This is a genomic window from Rhodococcus sp. NPDC057014, from assembly GCF_042673295.1.
Lineage (GTDB): Bacteria > Actinomycetota > Actinomycetes > Mycobacteriales > Mycobacteriaceae > Rhodococcus_F.
In genome coordinates, this window is the sequence record NZ_JBHUSF010000012.1 from 24,933 (window position 1) to 46,121 (window position 21,189).

Here is a 21,189-nt window from a genome sequence, read left to right on the forward strand (position 1 = left end):
GGTGAGACCTCGTCAACAGTGGCAGGAGGTGGTGCGGCACAGGTCGATGTGCCGTCTGCGCCACGCAGGGCGCGCGGGGTAGTTCATGTGCTGCCTTCCATCGATCCCGGCGGTAGCACCCGCACCCGAAAAATTCGGAAGGGTTGCTGCGACGTCAACGAGCCAGGTCTCTCGGTCGCTCTGGATGGTTGAAGCGAACACTAGCTGCATTCCCGGACGTCGTCAACACGGGGTATTTCCCTGCAACACAGGGGAAATGGCGTCGCGCGGACGCAAGAATCACCGTGCGCAGAAGTGCTGACAACCGGTCGGGGATGCGGTTGGATGGGATGCGCGGTCGCGTATCGCCACCGCCGCGTGACCCGGCTGCCGGGCCGTCGGAGGCCCTTGTAACGTCGCCTCGGTGACACCACTCGAAGTCATCGCGATCCTCGTCGCCGGCGTCGGCGCGGGCGCGATCAACGCCATCGTCGGCAGCGGCACGCTCATCACCTTCCCCACCCTGGTGGCTTTCGGGTTCCCTCCCGTGACCGCCACGATGTCGAACGCGATCGGCCTCGTCGCCGGTGGCGTGTCCGGCACGTGGGGATACCGGCGGGAGCTCGCCGGGCAGGGACCGCGGCTGCGGTGGCAGATCCCGGCCTCCCTGTGCGGTGCGATTCTCGGCTCGTGGCTCCTGCTGCACCTGCCCGAAACGGTGTTCGAACTCATCGTCCCGGTGCTGCTGATCCTCGCCCTGATTTTGGTGGTGCTGCAGCCGAAGATCCAGGCCTGGGCGAAGCAACGCGGCAGCCACGAGGCGGGCCTGAGCACTACGCGACTCACCCTGCTGACCGTCGGCACGTTCGCCGTCGGGGTGTACGGCGGATACTTCACCGCTGCGCAGGGCATTCTGCTGATGGGCGTGATGGGCGCGATCCTGCCGGAGAGCCTGCAACGGATGAACGGCGCGAAGAATCTGCTGTCGCTCATCGTCAACGTCGTCGCCGCGACCGCGTACACGCTCGTGGCCTTCGACCGGATCAGCTGGGCGGCCGCCGGCCTCATCGCGGTGGGCTCGCTGCTCGGCGGCGTCCTCGGCGCCCGCTACGGCCGCCGCCTGTCCCCCACCGCGCTGCGGGGAACCATCGTCGTCGTCGGTCTCATCGGCCTGTTCCGGCTGCTCGCATAGTCACGCATGCACCCTCCCGCTCCTCCATACTGAGTCGGTGAGCAACGAAGTAGAGCACCCGGGCTGGACCTATCTCATGGACATGGACGGCGTACTCGTCCACGAAGAGCATCTGGTCCCCGGCGCCGACCTGTTCCTGGCCGAACTCCGGGAGTCCGGCACCCCGTTCATCGTCCTGACCAACAATTCCATCAGGACGCCGCGCGATCTCCGCGCCCGGCTGCTCCGCACCGGCCTGGACATTCCCGAGGAATCGATCTGGACGTCCGCCCTGGCCACCGCGACGTTCCTGGCGAACCAGCGCCCCGGCGGCAGCGCCTACGTCGTCGGCGAATCCGGGCTCACCACCGCGCTGCACGACATCGGGTACGTCCTCACCGAGAACGATCCCGACTACGTGGTCCTCGGTGAGACCCGCACCTATTCCTTCGAGGCCATCACCACCGCAATTCGCCTGGTGGAGAGGGGCGCTCGCTTCATCGCCACCAACCCCGACCCCACCGGACCGTCGCGCGAGGGCTCCCTTCCGGCCACAGGATCCGTTGCGGCACTGATCAGCCGCGCCACCGGCCGCGACCCGTACTACGTGGGCAAGCCGAACGCCCTGATGATGCGCTCGGCGCTGCGGGCCATCGGCGCGCACTCCGCGAACACGCTGATGATCGGTGACCGCATGGACACCGACATCGTCTGCGGGCTCGAAGCCGGGCTGCAGACCATCCTCGTCCTCACCGGAATCTCGACGCGGGATTCGGTGGAGCTGTTCCCCTACCGCCCCACCGCGGTTCTCAAATCGGTCGCCGACCTGGTCGGCCGCACGTCGGATCCGTTCGGCGATGCGGCTCCGCCACCCGTGAGTACTTGTTAACCGCCCGACGTTGACAAGTACTCACGGGTGGCGGCAGCCGGTGACACCCCGGAGCGAGGCAGCCTTGTACGTGCCGAACGTGATCCGGTTCCCGTCCTCGCCGGCGAGCGTCACATCGTGGCGTCCGGGCTCGTCGACGTGGACGTCGAGCCGATCCATCCCGGCGTCGGCGGCGACCGCGCGGGCCGCCGCCAGCACCACCGGCCAGTCGTCGTCACGGATCGGGTTGTCGGACAGTAGCGCTCGCGTGGTGACGGACTTCCCCTCCGTGTAGGCGTACGGTCCGGGACATCCGCCGCCCTGGCTGCGTTCACGATGCCACCGCCACCGGACGTCCGGAGCGATCGCGCCGACGGCTTCGCCGATCCGCACCAGCGCATCGGTGACGTGTCTCTCGGTGACGGCGAGCGTCGGCCTGCCGGTCAGACTCTCGGCCGCCGCCGCGATCTCGTCGTCGCCGAAGTTGTACGGGTTGTCCGTCACGCCACCACATCCGCTCGTCAGGATCGCCGCGCCGATCGCGGCGACCGTCTTCGTCGCCCACCGGATCGTCACCGGAGCGCCAGTTCCGGCAGGCCCGCCGCGATCACGGCCATGTTGTAGCCGGACGCCCGCAGTTCGCCGTTGTCGCTCGGCCGTGGATACTCGCTGTGCCCGTTGGCGTCTTCCCGCCGGATGCCGTCGGAGGTCGTCGCCGCACGCACCGACAGTTGCTCGAGGTCGGTCTGCACGGGATCGGGTCCGAGCCGGCCGAACCCGTCCGCCACGGTGATCGGATCGTCGTGCGCGCGCATCACGAACCCGTGGCCGGGTGCCAGCCCGAGGTCGGATTCGTCGTTCGCGGCGAAGCCTGGTGACCCGTAGAACACGGCGTCGTCGACCGGCTGCCGCGGTCCCGCTTCCTGCAGGGCCAGGCCCTGGGTGTACGAACCGTACGAATGTCCGAGGGCGGTGATGTGCGGGTCGGGCGTCTGCGAGGCGACGTCGAGGCCTTCGTAGAACGAGGCGAGCTTCGGGGCTCCCGCGGTCGCGCGGTCGGACTGCCAGGCGTCGAGGAGCCAGCCGCGCCCGAGATTCTGGTCGATGAACGGTACGTCGTAATTGCCCGGACCGGTGGTGGTCGGCGGCTGATACCCGAGCCACGCGATCGTCGACACCGTGTCGCCGGTGCGGCCGGAAAGGTCCAGCTGCCGTTCGATTTCCGCCTTCAGCGCCGTTGCCTCGTCGGTCATTCCGGGGAGGGAGCCGACGGTGGTGTCGATGCCCGGTGTGGTGACGGAGATGTGGTCGGCGGTGTCGGGGTCGCCGAGCGCGAAGGCGGCCATCGTCCGTTCACCCGACTGCAGATCGAGCAGCATCAGCCTGCCGTCCGGGTGGTCGCGGACGAGCGCCTCGACGTCGTCGAGGTCCCGCAGCTTCTGCTCGGCGTACCACAGCCGCGCATCGTCGTCGGTGAAAGCACTACCGAACACGTTGTGATCCAACGTGTCCCGCAGGCGATCCCGTTCCGACTCCCACCGGGACCGCTCGCCGGCGAATCGGCTCACGTTCGCCTCGTGCCGCACGGCGGACGGAATGCCGTCGCGGTCGCCCACCCACTCGGGATGCCGCTCGATCACCTCGCGCCGCTGGGCTGCGGGCAGGTCATCCCAGTACTCGCGGTTGGCGAGCGGAGAGCCGTCTGGTGGCGGCGCGGGGGCGGACAGGCCGCGACCCACTTCACCGGGTTCGACACTGCCCTCCGCGGCCCGCATCAGGACGGCAGCGGCGTCGGCGACGAGATCCTCCGCCTGCAGGATCAGCGCCCGGGCCGCGGCACCCAGTTCGGCACGCAGTTCCTCGCGCCCCACCGCGTTCGGCACGTCGACCGGCGGTCCCGGTGCGTCCGCGACGTCCCCGTCGTCCGACAGCGCCATGCCGTGGGCGGCCGCCGCGTCACGGACGCCGTCGAGTTCGGTCTGCAGGTGCGTGACCGCGTCGAACAACTCGCGGGTCAGCGCCTCGACGACGGCGACCGACGCCGCCTCCCCACTCAGTTCATCCGCGACGATCCGGAACCGCCGACGTGCGGCGTCCGCGGCCTCGTCCTGCCACACGGGCAACCGGCCGATGGCGGCGAGACCGTCCTGCACGAATGCGATGGTCGCCGCCCGCTCGGACAGCGACCGTTGCACGGCCTGCAGCGCGCGGACGTCCCACCGGGCTATGTCCCTCAGATTCACGATCCCCCCCAGGATGCATAATGCCCGTACCCTAGCGGATCTATCGCGTCCGCGGGAGCCCGATCTCGTCTCGACCGACACGAAGGATCGAACATGAGCGGTTCCACCCACGTCGACACCGGTACCCTGCGCGCAGCGGCCGGCCAGCTCGACGCCCTGTTCGACGATGCACTCTCACGGCTGAACCCCATCGACGCTGCCGTCGCCGACTCGGGGGCGGCGTGGCCGGAAGCGGCCGGCGCCGGGTTCGACCGGTTCACGTCCTACCTCGACGGCAGGCGGGAGTCGTTGCAGCGCACGCTGGCCGGGATGTCGGCGACACTCGTCGAGTGCGCCCGGCGGTACGACGCCCAGGACGCCGTCACTGCCGAGCGCCTCCACGCGGTCGCGCAGGCCTCGAGCCTCGACCTCTAGGCCCTCCGGGCTCGTGCGCCTATCCCAGTGCCTGCTCCAGGTCGGCCAGGAGGTCGGCGGTGTCTTCGAGTCCGACGGACAGCCGGACGACGCCGTCGGTGATGCCCACTGCCGCACGACCTTCCGGCCCCATCGCCCGGTGGGTGGTGGTGGCCGGGTGGGTGATGAGCGACTTGGAGTCGCCGAGGTTGTTGGAGATGTTGACCAGTCGCAGGGCGTCGAGGAGTTCGAAGGCCCGCTTCTTCGCTTCGCTCTCGGACGCGTTCAGCGCGAAGGTGACGACGGTGCCGCCGCCGCTCATCTGCCGCTTGGCGAGGTCGTACTGGGGGTGCGATTCGAGATACGGGTACTTGACCCAGTCGACGGCGGCGTGGCCTTCGAGGAACCGGGCGATCTCCAGTGCCGAGCCGACGGAGTGCCGCACCCGGATCGGCATCGTCTCGAGCCCCTTGAGGAGCGTCCACGCGTTGAACGGGCTCAGCGCCGGCCCGGTGTGGCGCATGAGGTTCTGGACGGGGCCCTCGATGTAGTCCTTCGGACCGAGGATCGCGCCGCCGAGCACGCGGCCCTGGCCGTCGATGTGCTTGGTGCCGGAGTAGACGACGATGTCGGCACCCAGTTCCAGGCTGTGCTGCAGCAGCGGGGTCGCGAACACGTTGTCGAGCACGACCTTGGCGCCGGCGGCGTGTGCTAGTTCCGCCACCCGGGGGACGTCCACGAGTGTCTGCATCGGGTTCGACGGTGTCTCGAAGAACACCGCGGTGGTCGGCTCGGACAGAGCCTTCTCCCACTGGTCGAGGTCTTCACCGTCGACGAACACCGTCTCCACACCCCAGCGGGGCAGGATCTCGTTGCACACCACGAAGCAGGAGCCGAACAGGCTGCGCGCCGCGACGAGGCGGTCGCCTGCCTTCAGGAGCGCACCGAGTGCGGTGAACACCGCGGACATTCCGCTGGCCGTGCCGAAGCAGGCCTCCGCGCCCTCGATCAGGCGCAGCCGCTCCTCGAACATCTTCACGGTGGGGTTGCCGTACCGGGAGTACACGAAGTGGTCGATGTCGCCGGTGAACGACGCCTCGGCCGCTCCGGCGCTCTCGAACACGAAACCGGAGTTCAGGAAGATCGCTTCGGACGTCTCTTCGAAGCCGGAACGGAGGGTTCCTCCGCGCACGCTGATCGTGCCCTGGCCGATGTCGTCCGGCAGCGCCTTGTCAAACGCGCCGCCTCGAGGAATTGCACTCACCACTGCCTCCACGGCAGGCCCAGCGCCCGCCAGCCGACCGCCCCACGATGACCGTCGGCGTCCAGGCCGCCTTCGAAACCGTCGAGCACGTTGTACGACGGGCCGATGCCCGCCGCTGTCGCGGCTTCCGCCGCACCGATGGACCGCTGGCCGGAGCGACACAGGAAGATCACCGGGGCGTCGTCGCCGCCCGCGATCCCGGCCTCCTTCAGCTGGTCCACGAAGTTGTCGTTACGACTGCCCGTCGGGTAGCTGACCCATTCGATCAGCACGGTCTTCCGCCCGAGGGAGGTCGTGTCGGGGACCCCGACGTATTTCCACTCGGCGTCCGTCCGCACGTCCACCAGCACAGCGTCGGGATTGTCGCGGAGCAGCTCCCAGGCATGCTCCGGCGTTATGTCGCCTGCGTAACTCACCATGTCAGCTTTTCACAACCCTGTTCTGTGCGCCCTTCCGGGCAACGGTCAGTTGCAGACGACCCATGTGTCGCCGTTCCGCGTCAGTTGCCAGGTGTCCGTCGTCTCGCCCTTGCCGTCGTCGGCGCTGACCCGGACTTCCGCCCGGGCACGGTCGCCGTTGACCTCGGACGATTCGACGCCCTGCAGCGTGACGTCGCCTTCCCTGCCCCGGAGCACGGACCGGTCGTCGGACCACGTCGGGCAGACCAGCGTCTTCTGCAGATCGGCGTCGTCGTGGTTGTGGGCCTGGATGAAGTCGGCGACCGAACGGTTGATGCGGTCCGCCTCCGTGACGTTCTCGTCGGCGGGCGAGAGCATGCTGGACACCACGATGGCGACGAGGATGACGACGATGACGGTGACTGCGGCGATGAACGGCACCGCCGTGGTGCGCCGGGGATCCACCGGATCTTCCGCGCCTCCCGCGTCGCGCTGAGGCGATTCGCTCGAACCGGACATGACTTCCCTTCGATCTCGGCTGGCCACGAGTGTATCGAGCTGCCCCTACAAATCGTGTTTGTGACCCCCCAACGCGGAGGCGACTACTCTCTACAGGCGTGAGTCCCGAGAATGGGCTTTGCCCTGTCTGCTGCACCTCGGCCACCCGATCAGGCTGGGCTTAATTTAAGCTGAGGTTTCGTTGTCCGCCCTTCAGAAGGTAGTTCGCTCCAGATGACTGATCAGACACGTCCGTTGCGCGTTGCGATCGTGGGTGCCGGTCCAGCCGGTATCTACGCAGCCGACGCACTCATGAAATCCGATGCCGCGTCTGACGGCGGGATCAGCATCGACCTCTTCGAGCGGATGCCTGCGCCCTTCGGTCTGATCCGGTACGGCGTCGCCCCCGACCACCCGCGCATCAAGGGCATCATCACCGCCCTGCACAAGGTGCTCGACAAGCCGTCGGTCCGCCTGCTGGGCAACATCGACTACGGCAGCGACATCACCCTCGAAGACCTGCACAGCTTCTACGACGCGGTGATCTTCTCCACCGGCGCCAACGCCGACCGCGCCCTCAACATCCCGGGCATCGAACTCGACGGCAGCTACGGCGCCGCCGACTTCGTCTCCTGGTACGACGGCCACCCCGACGTCCCGCGCACCTGGCCCCTCGAGGCCGAGAAGGTCGCCGTCCTCGGTGTCGGCAACGTCGCCCTCGACATCGCGCGCGTCCTCGCCAAGACCGGCGACGAACTGCTGCCGACGGAGATCCCCGCCAACGTCTACGAGGGGCTCAAGGCCAACAAGGCCGTCGAGGTCCACGTGTTCGGCCGCCGCGGACCGGCGCAGGCCAAGTTCACCCCCCTCGAGCTGCGTGAACTCGATCACTCGCCGACGATCGAGGTCATCGTCGACCCCGAGGACATCGACTACGACGAGGGTTCCGAGCAGGCGCGCCGCAACTCCAAGCAGGTCGACATGGTCGCCAACACCCTGCAGGACTGGGCCATCCGCGACGTGGGCAACCGCCCGCACAAGCTGTTCCTGCACTTCTTCGAATCGCCCACCGAGGTGCTCGGCGAGGACGGCAAGGTCGTCGGTCTGCGCACCGAGCGCACCCAGCTGGACGGCACCGGCAACGTCAAGGGCACCGGCAAGTTCAACGACTGGGACGTCCAGGCCGTGTACCGCGCCGTGGGTTACCTGTCGCAGAACATCGCGAAGCTGCCGTTCGACGAGCAGGCGGGCACGGTCCCGAACGAGGCCGGACGCGTCATCGCCGACGACACCGCCGAGGGCAACGCCCGGTTCATGCCGGCCACCTACGTCACCGGCTGGATCAAGCGCGGCCCGGTCGGCCTGATCGGCCACACCAAGGGCGATGCCAACGAGACCGTCGCGAACCTGCTCGAGGACCGGACCGGCTTCCCCGAGCCCGCGAACCCGGGCGAGGACGCGATCATCGAGTTCCTCGAGGGCAAGCAGGTCCCCTACACCACCTGGCAGGGCTGGTACCGCCTCGACGCGCACGAGCGCAGTCTGGGCGAGCCCGAGGGCCGCGAGCGGATCAAGGTCGTCGAGCGTGAGGACATGCTCAAGGCCAGCGAGCCCGACAAGGCCTGATCTTCAGACTCGGTGCGAAGGGAACCTCCCGAGGGAGGTTCCCTTCCGTCGTCTCGGAGCAGGTGTGTCCGGACGGTGGCGAGGTCGCCCCGGTTGCGGCGCGATGTTCCGGGCAGTCCCCCGCACAAGGCAGGATATGAGTCGTGTTTGACGCCCACGTTCACATCATCGATCCCCGGTTCCCGGTGGTCGAGAACCACGGCTACCTTCCGGAGCCGTTCACCATCGCCGACTACCGGGCACGCACGGCAGGCTTCGGCGTGGACGGCGGCGCCGTCGTCACGGCCTCGTACCAGGGCACCGACCAGAATTACCTGAAAGCCGCGCTCGAGGAGCTCGGCCCCAGCTGGGTGGGCGTCACCCAGATGGAACTCGACACCCCGGATGAGAGCATCCTCGAACTCGACCGCGCCGGGGTCCGAGCCGTCCGGTTCAATCTTCGGCGCAGCGCGACCGACGTGAAGCTCCTCACCAAGCAGGCCCTGCGGGCGTACGAGCTGGCCGGCTGGCACGCGGAGTTCTACGTCGACGCCACCCTGCTGCTGTCGCTCGAGCCGGTGTTCGCGAAGCTGCCCGCCGTGTGCATCGACCACCTGGGGATGTCGACGCGGGGCCTGCCGTATCTCCTCGATCTCGTCGACCGGGGAGTTCGGGTGAAGGCCACCGGGTTCGGGCGAACCACCATCGAGGACGTCGGCGACGTGCTGCGCAAGATCCACGCCGTCAACCCCGAGGCGCTGATGTTCGGCACCGACCTACCGGGCAGCCGATCGCGAAGAGTGTTCCAGGACAGCGACATCGACATCGTGGCGGACGCGGTCGGCGACGACTTCGACAAGGTCATGGGCGGCAACGCGCGTGCATGGTACCGCTGCGACACTCCGGACGGACGCTGCTAGCACGCACGCCACTCGTCAGCAGCCTTCCATCTGCACGCTGTTCATCGACACCATCTCGGCCACCGGCGGCGTTTGCGGCTGCGCCACCAGCCACGTGTTGTAGGTGTTCATCTCGTCGCAGTCCAGCTGTTCGCGACGTTCCTGCCGCCGCTCCCGCTGCCGATCGTCCATGTCGTCGCCGTTCCGGTCGACGGCGATGCCACCAGTGGTCGAGCCGTTGGCCTGCCGTTCCAGCCCCCGGACGCCGTCGGGGGTCATGATCCAGCCGAGGGTGTAGTCGGTGCCGTCGTGGTTGGTGGTTGCCCGGAACAGCCCGTCCTCCGCGCCGACCGGTTTGGCGGTGAACGCCTTGTCGGCCATGCCCGGCGCGCTGACCTGCCCCGTCACGGTGCCGTCGCTCATCGACGCCGTGAGCGTCGCTCCGTCCGGCGACGACATCGACGCCGTGTTGCCGTCCATCGTGCCGGTCATCCACGTCCACATCTCGTCGCCGTCGCACAGGAAGGCGACCATGTCGTTGCCCGACCTGGCCAGCGCGACGTATGCGTCGGTCCCGTCGACCGAACCGACGTACGTCGGGTCCATCTGCGGGGTCATCACGAAGGGTGACGGGATCTTCTCCATCATGTTCGACGCGGGCGCCGCTTCGCCGCTGCTCGTGGCCTCCGCGGCGCTGGTGGCGCTCGGCGCGGACGAGTCGGACGAGTCGTTGCCGCAGCCACTCAGTGCGAGGGCCGCCGCAGCGAGCGGGGCCAGGATCCAGGTCGTCTTCTTGTTCACGGCGCATTCCTCCGCTAGCCGGGAAGATCAACATCCGCATTTCATCATCGCAGGTGGAGGTCGCTCCTGGATACCCCCGGCGACGATTTCGGCGACCTACGTCGCGACCACGGCGGCCAGCCACACCCCCGACGCGATCAGGGCGCCGAGCAGTTCGATCAGCATCGACAGTCCGACGGCCTTGCACGCGTGCCACGTCGACGCCCACGCCCGGTTGTGGGCACGCAGCCGGTACAGCTCCGCCACATACGTTCCCGCGATGAAACCGAGGAACAACCCCACCACGGGAACGACGAAGAATCCCACGATTCCGGCCAGTCCGCCGACGATCAGCGACACGTTGGGCACGCCCGCGTTGCGCATCCGCCTGCCCGGCCAGGTGTATTTGACGACGCCGCTGATCACGAGGAACAGCGTGGCGACCGCGAACACCGTCCACGCCGTCGCACCACCGGTCATGATGGCCCACACCAGGATTGCCGCGAAGATGAGGATCGTGCCGGGCAGAATAGGAATGACGATCCCGACGAGCCCGACCACGACGGCCAGGCCGACGAAGGCTTCCGCGACCGGACTCACGCGACGGGCACGACGCGGGACGCCGCCTCCCGCGCGCGGCTGCGCGCGGTCTCGACGTCCGGCCCCGTGGACACGGCGACGCCCATCCGCCTCCGCGCGAAGCTCTCCGGCTTGCCGAACAGCCGCAGGTCCGTCTCGGGGACGGCCATCGCGTCGGCGACACCCTCGAACCCGATCCCGGCGGCATCCAGTTTTCCGTAGATCACCGCGGACGCACCGGGTGTCGTGAGCGTGGTGTCGACGGGCAACCCGAGGATCGCACGGGCATGCAGTTCGAACTCCGAGAGTCGTTGCGTCCGAAGGGTGACCAGTCCCGTGTCGTGCGGGCGGGGGCTGACCTCCGAGAAGTACACGTCGTCGCCCTTCACGAACAGTTCCACCCCGAAGATCCCGCGACCGCCCAGCGCCGACGTCACCTTCTCCGCCACCTCACGCGACCGGGCGAGCGCCGTGTAGCTCATCGGCTGCGGCTGCCACGACTCCACGTAGTCCCCCGAATCCTGCAGATGCCCGATCGGCTCGCAGAAGAAGGTGCCCACTTCGCCGTCGGCGCCGATCGCCCGGACGGTGAGTTGGGTGATTTCGTAGTCGAAGTCGACGAACCCCTCCACGATGACGCGGCCGTAATTGACGCGGCCGCCCGCGAGCGCGTAGTCCCAGGCCTTCTCGACGTCGTCGGCGGCGCGCACCGTCGACTGCCCCTTCCCGGATGAAGACATCACCGGCTTGATCACACAGGGAAAGCCGATGCGCCCGGTGGCCGCCCGGACCTCCTCGAGCGATTCCGCGAACTCGTACGGCGACGTGGGCAGTCCCAGTTCCTCCGCCGCGAGCCGCCGGATCCCCTCGCGGTTCATCGTCAGCTGCGTCGCCCGAGCGGTGGGAACCACGACGGCGGCGCCGCGCTCCTCGACGGCGGCGAGCGCATCGGTGGCGATGGCCTCGATCTCGGGTACCACGAAATGCGGCTTCTCGGTGTCGACGAGCCGCAACAGCGCCTCCGGGTCGCTCATGTCGATCGTGTGCGCGCGGTGCGCCACCTGGTGGCCCGGCGCGTTGTCGTAGCGGTCGACGGCGATCACCTCGACCCCCAGTCGCTGGAGGGCGATGATCACCTCCTTGCCCAGCTCACCCGACCCGAGGAGCATGACGCGGGTCGCGCCTGCCGTCAGAGGGGTACCGAACCGTCCGGGTGCCTGTTCACGCATGGTCACAACTATATGCGGGCACGGTTTCACACCAGCGCCTACTTCAGCAGCCGCGACATCCGGCGGTCGGCGAGCACCTTGCCTCCGGTCTGACACGTCGCGCAGTACTGAAAAGACTTCTCCGCGAACGACACTTCACGGACGGTGTCGCCGCAGACGGGGCACGGCAGGCCGGTCCGGGCGTGGACGCGCATCCCGGATCTCTTCTCCCCCTTCAGCCGCGCCGCGTCCTGACCGCGCGACCGGTCGACGGCGTCGGTGAGCACGGAACGCATCGCGTCGTACAGCACGTGCACCTGGTCTTCCGGCAGGGTGCGTGACGTCGCGAACGGGGAAATCTTTGCGGTGTGCAGGATTTCGTCGGAGTAGGCGTTGCCGACGCCGGCGAGCAGCGACTGGTCGACGAGCGCGTTCTTGATCCGCGCCGACGTGGTGGACAGCAGCGCCGCGAATTCGGGTTCGGTGACGGCGAGGGCGTCGGGCCCGAGCCGGGCGATCCCCTCCACCTCCTGCGGGTCGTGCACCAGCCACACCGCGAGCCGCTTCTTCGTGCCAGCCTCGGTCAGGTCGAACGCCGGCGTCGCCCCCTCCGGGGTGAAGAAATGCACCCGCAGCGCCAGCGGGCCCTTGCCCGGTTTCGGCGGCGCAACCGACGGGTTGTCCGTCCAGCGCAGCCAGCCCCCACGCGAGAGGTGGGTGACGAGCCACAACCCGGAGCAGTCGAGCGCGAGGTGCTTGCCGAACCGGGCGGCACCCGTGACGTCGCGGCCCTGCAGGGCGGTGATCGGGGGGTCGAACGTCTTCAGCACGCTCAGGGCCGCCACGTCGACCCGGCCCACCACCGCCCCCACGGCGTGTTCACGCAGGAACTCGGCTAACGCCTCCACCTCGGGCAGCTCGGGCATGGTCCCAGGCTAACGGCATGTGAGCGAGAAAGTGTGCTCCTCCACACTTTCGCGCTCACCTGCGGAGGAGGTAGGTGTCCATGATCCAGCCCTTGCGTTCGCGCAGTTCGGCGCGCACCCGCTGGATCTCGCCCTCGACCTCCCGCAGGCGACCGGAGATCAGCACCTCGTCGGGGGTGCCCAGGTAGGCGCCCCACCAGATCCGGACGTCGTCGCCGGGGACCTGCGTGAACGTGCAGTGGGCGTCGAGCATCACCACCGCGTTGTCGACGCCGTCCGGCAGCCCCTCGGCGAGGCGGCGCCCGGTGGTGATGTGGACGGGTTCGCCGATCCGGTTGAGCACGATCCGATGCTGGGCCGCCAGCGACTGCACGCTGGTGACACCGGGGATCACCGAGTAGTCGAACGACACGTTGCCGCGGGCGAGCACCCGCTCGACGATCCGCAACGTGCTGTCGTAGAGCGACGGGTCGCCCCACACGAGGATCGCCCCGACCCCCGGCTCCGACGCGAACTCGGCCTCGAACAGCGCCGCCCGGCGCTCGTGCCAGTCGTCGACGACACCCTCGTAGTCGGACGGGGTGCGGTCGCGGGGCGGGTCGACGATGTCCACGACGCGGTACGGGCCGGCGACGTGCTCCTCGAGGATGCCGGCGCGGAGATCGACGAGGTCCTGCTTCTCGTCGCCCTTGCCGATGACGAAGAACACGTCCGCCTTGTTCATCGCCTTGATCGCCTGGACCGTCACCTGGTCGGGGTCGCCGGCGCCGATGCCGATCACGAAGAGTTCACGCATGGCGGCAGGCTATCGCTCGTGTGCCTTTCCGGTTGCTCCAGCTACCGGAAAGGCGCACGGGTGGCGGAGCCGCCTATGCTCGTACCGTGACATCTGTGCCGACCCCGTACGAAGACCTGCTCCGACTCGTCATGGACACGGGCACCCCGAAGGCCGACCGCACCGGGACCGGCACGAAGAGCGTCTTCGGGCATCAGATGCGCTGGAACCTCGCGGACGGGTTTCCGCTGATCACCACGAAGAAGGTGCACCTCAAGTCGATCGTCTACGAACTGTTGTGGTTCCTGCGCGGCGACTCCAACGTGAAGTGGCTCCAGGACAACGGCGTCACGATCTGGGACGAGTGGGCCGACGCGGACGGCGAACTGGGACCGGTCTACGGCGTGCAGTGGCGCAGCTGGCCGACCCCGTCGGGCGAGCACATCGACCAGATCAGCCAGACCATCGAGACGCTGAAGTCGAACCCGGATTCGCGTCGCATCATCGTGTCGGCGTGGAACGTCGGCGACATCCCGCAGATGGCGCTGGCGCCGTGCCACGCGTTCTTCCAGTTCTACGTCGCGGACGGCAAGCTGTCGTGCCAGCTGTACCAGCGCAGCGCCGACCTGTTCCTGGGCGTGCCGTTCAACATCGCGAGTTACGCGCTCCTCACCCACATGGTGGCGCAGCAGGCGGGGCTCGAACCGGGCGATTTCATCTGGACGGGCGGCGACTGCCACATCTACGACAACCACGTCGACCAGGTCACCGAGCAGTTGAGCCGGGAGCCGTTGCCGTACCCGACGCTGAAACTGAACCGGCGGGATTCGATCTTCGACTACACGTTCGAGGACGTGGAGATCGTCGACTACCGGCACCATCCGGCCATCAAGGCGCCGGTGGCCGTCTAGTGGCCCGCGAGGTCAAGCTGGTCTGGGCCCAGGGCGCCGGCGGCGTCATCGGCCGCGACAACACGATCCCCTGGCACGTCCCCGAGGACATGGCGTATTTCAAGAAGGTGACGCAGGGCCACCCCGTGATCATGGGCCGCCGGACGTGGGACTCGCTGCCCCCGCGATTCCGGCCGCTGCCGGGTCGCCGCAACATCGTGATCAGCCGTCAGCCCGGCTGGGCGGCGGAGGGGGCGGAGTCCGCCGACGGCATCGCCTCGGCGCTCGCGCTCACCGACGAGGACGTCTGCGTCATCGGCGGCGGCCAGATCTACACGGCGGCAATGCCGTTCGCCACGCAGCTGCTGGTCTCCGAGATCGACGTGACGATCGACGGCGACGCCTGGGCACCCCCCATCGACGACTCCTGGCACGCACAGGACAGTGGTGAGTGGCTCACGTCGGCGAAGGACGGCACCCGGTACCGCTGGATCACCTACACCCGGCGCTGACCGGCCACCTGTTTGCCACCGCACCGTTACCCCATTCGACGGGTGACGGTGCGCGCAGTGGTTCATACTCACCTCATGGACAAGAAGTCACTGACCGCCCTTGCCCGTCAGCAACTGAAGTTGGCAGGCGGGACGTCCAGCGGCCGCAGTTCGCAGACCGTGTACGGCGGGCATCGGCGCAGCCTCCGGCAGACCGTCATCGCCCTGGCCGCGGGTCAGAAGATGGCCGAACACGAGAGTCCGGGCGAGGCCACCCTGTTCATTCTCAGCGGCAAACTGAACCTCGTGGCCGGTGAGGACTCGTGGAAGGGTTCCACCGGCGACCTGCTGGTGCTCCCGACGGACCGGCACAGCGTCGAGGCCATCGAGGACGTCGCGTTCCTGCTCACCGTCGCCATGTGACGGTCGTGCGCGATCGTCTCGAGGATTCCGTTCGGACCCTGAATCCGGGCTACTTCGCGATCGTCATGGCCAGCGGGATCATCTCGGTGGGCATGAAACTGGGCGGATACGACGTGCTGTCGGTTCTGCTGCTCATCGTCTGCGCCGCGGCCTACGTGACGCTGGTGATCCTCACGATCTGGCGGATCGCGGCGTATCGGCGTCAGGTCGTCGACGACCTGACGGACGCGAGCCGCGGATTCGGTTTCTTCACGTTCATCGCCGGGACCGATGTCTTCGGCGTGCGCCTGGCGATGGACGGCCACCACGCTGCCACCGCGGTGCTGCTCACCGTCGCCGGGCTGACGTGGGTGGTGCTCGGCTACGTCGTCCCGTGGACCGCCGTCCTCGGCACGTCCGAACGTCCGGTGGTGGCACGTGCCAACGGAACCTGGTTCATCTGGGTGGTCGCCGCGCAGTCGGTGGCCGTGGCCGCCGCGACCCTGGAACCGGTCTACGACGGCGCCCGCCGGTTCCTGGCCGTGGTCGCCGTCTTCTGCTGGTCGGTCGGAGTGTGCCTGTACGGCGCGGCGGGGATCTTCGTCGCCGCGCGGATGTTGCTGTATCCGCTGCGGCCGCGCGACCTCACGGCGCCGTACTGGGTGGCGATGGGTGCGTGCGCGATCACAGTTCTCGCGGGCGCCCGCATCGTCGAGATGGAGGACGCGCCGATGGTGAACGCCACGCGCGGGCTCATCGGCGGATTCGCGGTGGTGTTCTGGGCGTTCGCGACCTGGCTCATCCCGGTCCTGGTGGCCGCCGGATGGTGGCGTCACATCGCCAACAAGGTGCCGCTGCGCTACGACGCCACCGTGTGGAGCATCGTCTTCCCCCTCGGCATGTACGCGGTCGCGGGCATCTACCTGGGCCGAGCGGACCACATTCCGCTCGTCGGTATGGTCGGTAGTGCCGAACTGTGGTGTGCATTCACCGTGTGGTGCGTGGCGTTCGTCGTCATGGTGGTGCATCTGTGGCGGTCGGTGGTGCAGGTCGGACCGGCAACAGTGGAGACGCAGGAGAGCCCATGACGGAAACCCCGCCCGTGATCGAGGTATCGGTGGCTGCGGCGCCGTCGGTCGTATGGCCTGCGCTGCGCGACCCGGAGTTGCTTCGTCGCTGGCACGGCTGGGACTACGAGGGCCTGGACGACGAGATCAGGCAAATCTACTTCGGCGACGACGTGACGGAGGACGCCGAGGCCTTCACCCTCGCCCTCGGCGGGGCCGACCGGTTCAGCCTCCACGAGCACGACGGCACCACGCTGGTGCGGATCACCCGGCCGCCCCGGGGCGCCGATCCCGCCGCCGACGACTGGTACGACGACGTCACCGAGGGCTGGACCACGTTCCTGCAGTTCCTCAAGTTCGGTATCGAACGGCACGGACTCGACGAGCGTCGCACACTGTTCCTCGAAGGCCCGGTCGCGGACGGAGATTCGGCGCGGCACCTGCTCGGCCTCGACAAGCTCGCGGACATGACGGTGGGCGATCACTTCACCGCGGTCGCCGACACGGGCGACCTGCTGCACGGGGTGGTGTGTTTCGTCGGCGCGCACCAGACCGCGGTGAGCGTCGACGATCTCGGCCCCGGACTGTTGCAGTTCGGGGAGCAGCCCGTCAACGCGGCGCGTCCGAACGGCGGTGCGCAGATCCTGCTCGCGGCCTACGGCCTGGAGGACGAGGAGTGGGCCGAGCTCGAGCAGCGGTGGACGGAGTGGTGGCAGGACCGGCCGGGGGCCGGACCTGCCACCTGAGTTCTCGACCGGTCAGGCGAGCACGGTGCCCAGGGTGGGCCACCAGATCGTGCTCTTGACGACGTTCGGCCCCACCTGGTGGTTCAGCGAGCCGTACACGGCCGCGACGACCAGTCCGCTGCCGAGTCCGGCGACCGGGGCGGTGGACACGACCGTGGGCACCGCGACGTTGTTCTGGTCCAGCTTCACGATGCCGCTGGCACCGGTGGCGAAGCTGTAGTACACGACGTCGAGTTCGGCGCCGGTCTGGTCGCCCGCGATGACGCCCGGTCCGCCGAAGAAGCCGAAGCGGAACTGGTTGCTCATGTTGGTCGCCACACCCGCTCCGTACAGCTGTCCGAGAACGGGACCGCCCTGCCCGGTGTCGGAGTACGCCGGGACCTGGAAGATCTGGCCCGGCAGGGCGACGTTCGTCGCCGCGGTGTCGGTCGGCGACGCGGCAAGCCGCTCGATGGCGGCCTCGGCCGCGGGGTTTCCGGCGGCCACGGTGCGCAGCTTCGCGATCGCAGTCGCCGGGTCGACGACGGCAGCGGAATCTGCGGGCTGCGCCGACACGACACCGGTGAACATCATCGTCGCTGCCACTGCAGCGGTCAGACCTGCTGCGACCCGTCGTGCGAAGTGCCGTCGATTCATTCTTCTTCTCCCTCGTCACGTCAATGGGTAAGCATTAGTTCGGATGAGTAAACACTCGAGCTCTTATCGACGCCGTGGTTGGCGGTGTTACGCCTCCCCCGGACCTATGCTGCTGACATGGGAGCGGACGGTGGGCACGAGGCGAGGATCAGCGAGTTCCGGGAGGGGCTCGCCGACGTGATCCCCACGCGCCGGAGTCTTCAGCGCCTGTTCGAGGCGGTCCTCGTGGTCGGGTCGGGGCTCGAGCTGGATTCCACCCTGCAGCGCATCGTCACTTCGGCCACGTCCCTGCTCGGCGCCCGCTACGGGGCGCTCGGTGTCCACTCCCCCGACGGTGGGCTCTCGGAGTTCGTCTACGAGGGCATCACGCCGGACGAGCGTGCACGCATGGGACACCTGCCCGAGGGCCGCGGGCTGCTAGGACTGCTGGTCCACGACCCCCGTCCGGTGCGCCTCGCCAACCTTGCCGATCATCCGGGGTCGCTCGGCTTCCCGCCCAATCATCCACCGATGAAGAGCTTCCTGGGAATGCCGATCATGATGCGGGGCAAAGTCTTCGGAAGCATCTATCTGACCGAGAAACTCAGCGGACCGGAGTTCACCGACGAGGACGAGGTCATTCTGCGTGCCCTTGCCACGTCGGCCGGCGTGGCGGTGGAGAATTCCCGGCTGTTCGAGGAATCGCGCACGCGGGAGCGGTGGTTGACGGCCGTCGCGGCGATCACCTCCCGGCTGATGGTCGGCGGATCACTCGACGAAACGCTGCACACACTCGCCGCCGAGGTACGCGAACTGTCCAGCGGTGACGAGGTCTTCATCGTCGTGACGCTCGGTGAGGGCGCCGTGGTCGGGGCGGACAGCGCGGTGCGGCCGCTGCGCAGCAACTTCCGGAGCACCGTCCAGGCCGAACCGTTCGCCGAAGTGCTGCGCTCCCGCACCCCCGCGCTGCTGACGGGCATCGACGGACTCGCACCGTTCTCCACCGAGGCGGGCCGGGCCGCGGTGCTGCCGCTGTCGACGGCGTCGGGGGTCGGCGGGGTCCTGGTGGTCACGGCGCGGGGCACCACTCCGTGGGACCCGGACGAGGTGGCCCGACTCGAATCGGTGGCCGACCTCGCGGCCGTCGCGGTCGAGTTCGCCGACCAGCAGAGCAAGCAACGCCTGCTGTCGGTGCTCGCCGACCGCGACCGGATCGCGCGCGACCTGCACGACAACGTGATTCAGCGCTTGTTCGCCACCGGCATGAGCCTGCAGAGCACGCACGCGGTCGGAGACGTTCCGGACGGCGTGCGGTCCATCGTGGGCACCGCGGTCGAGCAACTCGACCGGACGGTGCGCGAGATCCGCACCACCATCTTCGATCTGCAGGCCACCGGCATCGCGTCGGCGACCAGTCTGCGGCGCCGCCTGCTCGACGTGATCGGCGACCTCACCTCCCAATCGCCGGTCGCGCCGAACGTCCAGTTCACCGGTGCCATCGACACTCTCGTGCCCAGCCGCATCCACCCCCACGCGGAGGCGGTGTTGCGCGAAGCGCTGAGCAATGCGCTGCGGCACGCGCGGGCCACCACCATCGACATCTCGGTGGCCGCCGGGAACGACCTCGTCGTCACCGTCGCGGACGACGGCATCGGGATCGCGGACGGCGCCCGGCGCAGCGGATTGGACAACCTCGATCGGCGCGCCGAGCACTGCGGCGGCGTCTGCACGGTCGACTCCGCGGGCGGGGGAACCGTCGTCACCTGGCGGGTGCCGTTGACGTGATCGAACTTTCAGCGATGCTTGCGTAACTCGGTGGCGAGCACCGCAGCCTGCGTCCGCCGCTGCATCCCCAGTTTCGACAACAGTCTCGACACGTAGTTCTTGATCGTCTTCTCGGCGAGGAAGAGCCGCTCGGCGATCTCCCGGTTGGTGAGCCCCTCACCGATCAAGTCGAACACGGCGCGTTCCTGCTCGGACAGTTGCGCCAGCGGGTCGTCCCGCCGGGCGGACCTGATCCGGCTCATCAGCGCCGACGTCGCCCTGCTGTCGAGCAGCGAACCACCCTCCCCCACCGTCCGCACGGCCGCCACCAGGTCGGTGCCGAGGATCTGCTTGAGGACGAATCCGGACGCCCCGGCCATGATGGCGTCGAACAGCGCCTCGTCGTCGGAATACGACGTCAGCATCAGGCACCGCAGTTCGGGCAGTGCGGCGCGCAGGTCCCGGCACAGCTCGACGCCGTTGCCGTCCGGCAACCGGACGTCGAGCACGGCGACGTCGGCGCCGCTGCCGGGGACCCGCGCCATCGCCTCCCCGACCGACGCAGCCTCCCCGACCACCTCGAGGTCGGGAACGCTGCCGAGGAGATCGACCAGGCCTCGTCGCACGATCTCGTGATCGTCGACCAGGAACACCCGCGTGGTCATGTGCGCACCTCCCAGCTACTGACAGAACACGCTAGCTCTCCGGCCGCACGATCATCACCGGGCAGTCCGCGGTGTGGAGCAAGGCGTTGCTGGTGGAGCCCAGCAGCATTCCTTTGAAACCGCCCCGGCCACGGCTGCCCACGACTATCAGCTGCGCCTTCTCGGCGAATTCGCTGAGCACCCGCACGGGGCGGTCGCGCGCGACGACGCGTTCGACCGTCACGTCCGGATACCGCTCCTGGTACCCGGCGAGGCGCTCCGACAGCACCACTTCCTCGCCCGTCTGAATGCTGCTCCACAGCGGGTCGTCCGGGCTGGCGCCGAGCGACGGCTGCACACTCACATCGCTCCACACGTTGACCGCGACCAGGCTCGCACCCCGGGCGGCGGCCTGCTCGAACGCCACTTCCAACGCGGCCCTGCTGCTTTCGGACCCGTCGACGCCGACCACGATCGGCCCCTCGGTCGGCGGCTGCCCGTCCAGGGTGCGCCCCCGCACGACCACCAGCGGGCAGTGGCCGTGCGCGGCGACCGCGGACGTCGTGGAACCGATCAGCAGGCCGGTGAACTCGCCGTGCCCGCGCGAGCCGAGCACCACCATGTGCGCGTTCGCGGACAGTTCGATGAGGGTCTGGCTCACCTTGGCCTCGAACTGTTCGGTGGTGATGTCGAGCGGCTCGTCCACCGTCTGCTTGGCGTGCACCCGCGCACTGCCCAGCCGGGCCTTCGCCGTGTCCTCGAGTTCTTCCTTGAAGCTCTCGGCCAGATACGGCTCGGTGTAATAGAAGGCAGGGATGTGGACCACTGTCACGATGTGCAGCGGGAGCGACAGTGCGGCGGCGGCCCGCGCGGCCCACGCCACTGCGGCGGACGCCGACTCGGATCCGTCCACACCCACGACGATCGGCTTGATTCCGGTCATGGTCACCTTTCCTGATTCTTCCGGCTGGGCACTGCTGAGGT

Annotated in this window: 25 protein-coding genes and 1 riboswitch; of the genes, 11 read left to right on the top strand and 14 right to left on the bottom strand. The window is 68.4% G+C overall.

The genetic code is table 11. The annotated features are described in order from the left end of the window. Positions 1-12: 12 nt before the first annotated feature. Positions 13-87, bottom strand: coding sequence for a putative leader peptide (locus tag ACFTZB_RS04250; protein ID WP_369426197.1), 75 nt, complete (start codon positions 85-87; stop codon positions 13-15). Positions 88-94: 7 nt separating this feature from the next. Further along, a riboswitch (SAM riboswitch) is annotated at positions 95-191 on the bottom strand. A gap of 212 nt (positions 192-403) precedes the next feature. On the opposite strand from ACFTZB_RS04250, the gene ACFTZB_RS04255 reads away from it, so the two are divergent. Next, a complete protein-coding gene (locus tag ACFTZB_RS04255) occupies positions 404-1,171 on the top strand; it encodes a sulfite exporter TauE/SafE family protein (RefSeq protein ID WP_378430245.1) in 768 nt (255 codons plus the stop codon). A gap of 76 nt (positions 1,172-1,247) precedes the next feature. Next, positions 1,248-2,039 (top strand): HAD-IIA family hydrolase, encoded by a 792-nt coding sequence (locus ACFTZB_RS04260; RefSeq protein WP_378430291.1) that lies wholly within the window; start codon positions 1,248-1,250, stop codon positions 2,037-2,039. Positions 2,040-2,060: 21 nt separating this feature from the next. Here ACFTZB_RS04260 and ACFTZB_RS04265 read toward each other — a convergent pair whose 3' ends face one another. Then, complete coding sequence (locus ACFTZB_RS04265; RefSeq protein ID WP_378430246.1) at positions 2,061-2,594, bottom strand: LppA family lipoprotein; 534 nt, start codon at positions 2,592-2,594, stop codon at positions 2,061-2,063. Then, complete coding sequence (locus tag ACFTZB_RS04270; RefSeq protein WP_378430247.1) at positions 2,591-4,261, bottom strand: alpha/beta hydrolase; 1,671 nt, start codon at positions 4,259-4,261, stop codon at positions 2,591-2,593. Before ACFTZB_RS04270 ends, ACFTZB_RS04265 begins: the two co-directional genes overlap by 4 nt. 93 nt (positions 4,262-4,354) lie before the next feature. Here ACFTZB_RS04270 and ACFTZB_RS04275 point away from each other — a divergent pair, with 93 nt between their 5' ends. Beyond that, positions 4,355-4,675, top strand: coding sequence for a type VII secretion target (locus tag ACFTZB_RS04275; protein WP_378430248.1), 321 nt, complete (start codon positions 4,355-4,357; stop codon positions 4,673-4,675). Positions 4,676-4,694: 19 nt separating this feature from the next. Here ACFTZB_RS04275 and ACFTZB_RS04280 read toward each other — a convergent pair whose 3' ends face one another. Genes ACFTZB_RS04280 through ACFTZB_RS04290 form a run of 3 tightly spaced genes read right to left on the bottom strand, consistent with a single transcriptional unit; the run spans position 4,695 to position 6,835 of the window. Beyond that, positions 4,695-5,918: an O-succinylhomoserine sulfhydrylase gene (locus tag ACFTZB_RS04280; protein WP_378430249.1), complete on the bottom strand. Its 1,224-nt coding sequence runs from the start codon at positions 5,916-5,918 to the stop codon at positions 4,695-4,697. Further along, a complete protein-coding gene (locus ACFTZB_RS04285; protein ID WP_378430250.1) occupies positions 5,915-6,334 on the bottom strand; it encodes a rhodanese-like domain-containing protein in 420 nt (139 codons plus the stop codon). The genes ACFTZB_RS04280 and ACFTZB_RS04285 overlap by 4 nt, the downstream gene beginning before the upstream one ends. 48 nt (positions 6,335-6,382) lie before the next feature. Beyond that, the gene (locus ACFTZB_RS04290) at positions 6,383-6,835 is read right to left on the bottom strand and encodes a hypothetical protein (RefSeq protein ID WP_378430251.1); all 453 of its coding nucleotides are present in this window, start codon (positions 6,833-6,835) and stop codon (positions 6,383-6,385) included. A gap of 213 nt (positions 6,836-7,048) precedes the next feature. On the opposite strand from ACFTZB_RS04290, the gene ACFTZB_RS04295 reads away from it, so the two are divergent. Together ACFTZB_RS04295 and ACFTZB_RS04300 are read left to right on the top strand one after the other, a co-directional pair. Then, a complete protein-coding gene (locus ACFTZB_RS04295) occupies positions 7,049-8,440 on the top strand; it encodes an FAD-dependent oxidoreductase (RefSeq protein ID WP_072947150.1) in 1,392 nt (463 codons plus the stop codon). Positions 8,441-8,583: 143 nt separating this feature from the next. After that, positions 8,584-9,339: an amidohydrolase family protein gene (locus tag ACFTZB_RS04300; RefSeq protein ID WP_378430252.1), complete on the top strand. Its 756-nt coding sequence runs from the start codon at positions 8,584-8,586 to the stop codon at positions 9,337-9,339. Positions 9,340-9,354: 15 nt separating this feature from the next. Here the strand turns inward: ACFTZB_RS04300 and ACFTZB_RS04305 are convergent, their stop codons facing one another. The 5 genes from ACFTZB_RS04305 to cobF all read right to left on the bottom strand — a co-directional run bounded on the left by ACFTZB_RS04305 (position 9,355) and on the right by cobF (position 13,607). After that, on the bottom strand, positions 9,355-10,119 hold the full coding sequence (locus ACFTZB_RS04305) for a hypothetical protein (protein ID WP_378430253.1): 765 nt from the start codon (positions 10,117-10,119) through the stop codon (positions 9,355-9,357). Between the two features lie 96 nt (positions 10,120-10,215). Next, entirely contained in the window at positions 10,216-10,698 is a 483-nt protein-coding gene (locus ACFTZB_RS04310) for a DUF456 domain-containing protein (RefSeq protein WP_378430254.1), read from the bottom strand. Further along, entirely contained in the window at positions 10,695-11,906 is a 1,212-nt protein-coding gene (gene purT / locus ACFTZB_RS04315) for a formate-dependent phosphoribosylglycinamide formyltransferase (protein ID WP_378430255.1), read from the bottom strand. Before purT ends, ACFTZB_RS04310 begins: the two co-directional genes overlap by 4 nt. A gap of 38 nt (positions 11,907-11,944) precedes the next feature. After that, the gene (locus tag ACFTZB_RS04320; RefSeq protein WP_378430256.1) at positions 11,945-12,811 is read right to left on the bottom strand and encodes an Fpg/Nei family DNA glycosylase; all 867 of its coding nucleotides are present in this window, start codon (positions 12,809-12,811) and stop codon (positions 11,945-11,947) included. 55 nt (positions 12,812-12,866) lie between these two features. After that, a complete protein-coding gene (gene cobF / locus ACFTZB_RS04325) occupies positions 12,867-13,607 on the bottom strand; it encodes a precorrin-6A synthase (deacetylating) (protein WP_378430257.1) in 741 nt (246 codons plus the stop codon). Positions 13,608-13,738: 131 nt separating this feature from the next. On the opposite strand from cobF, the gene ACFTZB_RS04330 reads away from it, so the two are divergent. From ACFTZB_RS04330 to ACFTZB_RS04350, 5 genes are all read left to right on the top strand, one after another. Continuing rightward, the gene (locus tag ACFTZB_RS04330) at positions 13,739-14,497 is read left to right on the top strand and encodes a thymidylate synthase (RefSeq protein ID WP_276139191.1); all 759 of its coding nucleotides are present in this window, start codon (positions 13,739-13,741) and stop codon (positions 14,495-14,497) included. Then, the gene (locus ACFTZB_RS04335) at positions 14,497-14,988 is read left to right on the top strand and encodes a dihydrofolate reductase (protein WP_378430258.1); all 492 of its coding nucleotides are present in this window, start codon (positions 14,497-14,499) and stop codon (positions 14,986-14,988) included. Before ACFTZB_RS04330 ends, ACFTZB_RS04335 begins: the two co-directional genes overlap by 1 nt. Positions 14,989-15,063: 75 nt before the next feature. Continuing rightward, positions 15,064-15,390 (top strand): cupin domain-containing protein, encoded by a 327-nt coding sequence (locus ACFTZB_RS04340; protein ID WP_087559051.1) that lies wholly within the window; start codon positions 15,064-15,066, stop codon positions 15,388-15,390. Further along, positions 15,387-16,457, top strand: coding sequence for a tellurite resistance/C4-dicarboxylate transporter family protein (locus tag ACFTZB_RS04345; RefSeq protein ID WP_378430259.1), 1,071 nt, complete (start codon positions 15,387-15,389; stop codon positions 16,455-16,457). Before ACFTZB_RS04340 ends, ACFTZB_RS04345 begins: the two co-directional genes overlap by 4 nt. Further along, the gene (locus ACFTZB_RS04350; RefSeq protein ID WP_378430260.1) at positions 16,454-17,182 is read left to right on the top strand and encodes an SRPBCC domain-containing protein; all 729 of its coding nucleotides are present in this window, start codon (positions 16,454-16,456) and stop codon (positions 17,180-17,182) included. The genes ACFTZB_RS04345 and ACFTZB_RS04350 overlap by 4 nt, the downstream gene beginning before the upstream one ends. A gap of 12 nt (positions 17,183-17,194) precedes the next feature. On the opposite strand, the gene ACFTZB_RS04355 is transcribed toward ACFTZB_RS04350, so the two are convergent. Then, positions 17,195-17,818, bottom strand: coding sequence for a Tat pathway signal protein (locus ACFTZB_RS04355; protein ID WP_378430261.1), 624 nt, complete (start codon positions 17,816-17,818; stop codon positions 17,195-17,197). A 117-nt stretch (positions 17,819-17,935) separates the two neighbouring features. Between ACFTZB_RS04355 and ACFTZB_RS04360 the strand changes: the two genes are divergently transcribed. Further along, positions 17,936-19,582, top strand: a complete 1,647-nt coding sequence (locus tag ACFTZB_RS04360) for a GAF domain-containing sensor histidine kinase (protein ID WP_378430262.1) — start codon at positions 17,936-17,938, stop codon at positions 19,580-19,582. Between the two features lie 8 nt (positions 19,583-19,590). Here the strand turns inward: ACFTZB_RS04360 and ACFTZB_RS04365 are convergent, their stop codons facing one another. Both ACFTZB_RS04365 and ACFTZB_RS04370 read right to left on the bottom strand, forming a co-directional pair. Beyond that, positions 19,591-20,226, bottom strand: a complete 636-nt coding sequence (locus ACFTZB_RS04365; protein ID WP_378430263.1) for a response regulator — start codon at positions 20,224-20,226, stop codon at positions 19,591-19,593. Between the two features lie 31 nt (positions 20,227-20,257). Further along, on the bottom strand, positions 20,258-21,148 hold the full coding sequence (locus ACFTZB_RS04370) for a universal stress protein (protein ID WP_276139143.1): 891 nt from the start codon (positions 21,146-21,148) through the stop codon (positions 20,258-20,260). Positions 21,149-21,189 lie beyond the last annotated feature (41 nt).

Excerpts from the sequence above, each read along its gene's own strand:
- ACFTZB_RS04260 (WP_378430291.1), top strand. The coding sequence starts at position 1,248 with ATGGACATGGACGGCGTACTCGTCCACGAAGAGCATCTGGTCCCCGGC.
- ACFTZB_RS04275 (WP_378430248.1), top strand. The coding sequence starts at position 4,355 with ATGAGCGGTTCCACCCACGTCGACACCGGTACCCTGCGCGCAGCGGCC.
- ACFTZB_RS04290 (WP_378430251.1), bottom strand. The coding sequence starts at position 6,835 with ATGTCCGGTTCGAGCGAATCGCCTCAGCGCGACGCGGGAGGCGCGGAA.
- ACFTZB_RS04295 (WP_072947150.1), top strand. The coding sequence starts at position 7,049 with ATGACTGATCAGACACGTCCGTTGCGCGTTGCGATCGTGGGTGCCGGT.
- purT (WP_378430255.1), bottom strand. The coding sequence starts at position 11,906 with ATGCGTGAACAGGCACCCGGACGGTTCGGTACCCCTCTGACGGCAGGC.
- ACFTZB_RS04320 (WP_378430256.1), bottom strand. The coding sequence starts at position 12,811 with ATGCCCGAGCTGCCCGAGGTGGAGGCGTTAGCCGAGTTCCTGCGTGAA.
- cobF (WP_378430257.1), bottom strand. The coding sequence starts at position 13,607 with ATGCGTGAACTCTTCGTGATCGGCATCGGCGCCGGCGACCCCGACCAG.
- ACFTZB_RS04330 (WP_276139191.1), top strand. The coding sequence starts at position 13,739 with ATGGACACGGGCACCCCGAAGGCCGACCGCACCGGGACCGGCACGAAG.
- ACFTZB_RS04340 (WP_087559051.1), top strand. The coding sequence starts at position 15,064 with ATGGACAAGAAGTCACTGACCGCCCTTGCCCGTCAGCAACTGAAGTTG.
- ACFTZB_RS04350 (WP_378430260.1), top strand. The coding sequence starts at position 16,454 with ATGACGGAAACCCCGCCCGTGATCGAGGTATCGGTGGCTGCGGCGCCG.
- ACFTZB_RS04355 (WP_378430261.1), bottom strand. The coding sequence starts at position 17,818 with ATGAATCGACGGCACTTCGCACGACGGGTCGCAGCAGGTCTGACCGCT.
- ACFTZB_RS04360 (WP_378430262.1), top strand. The coding sequence starts at position 17,936 with ATGGGAGCGGACGGTGGGCACGAGGCGAGGATCAGCGAGTTCCGGGAG.
- ACFTZB_RS04365 (WP_378430263.1), bottom strand. The coding sequence starts at position 20,226 with ATGACCACGCGGGTGTTCCTGGTCGACGATCACGAGATCGTGCGACGA.
- ACFTZB_RS04370 (WP_276139143.1), bottom strand. The coding sequence starts at position 21,148 with ATGACCGGAATCAAGCCGATCGTCGTGGGTGTGGACGGATCCGAGTCG.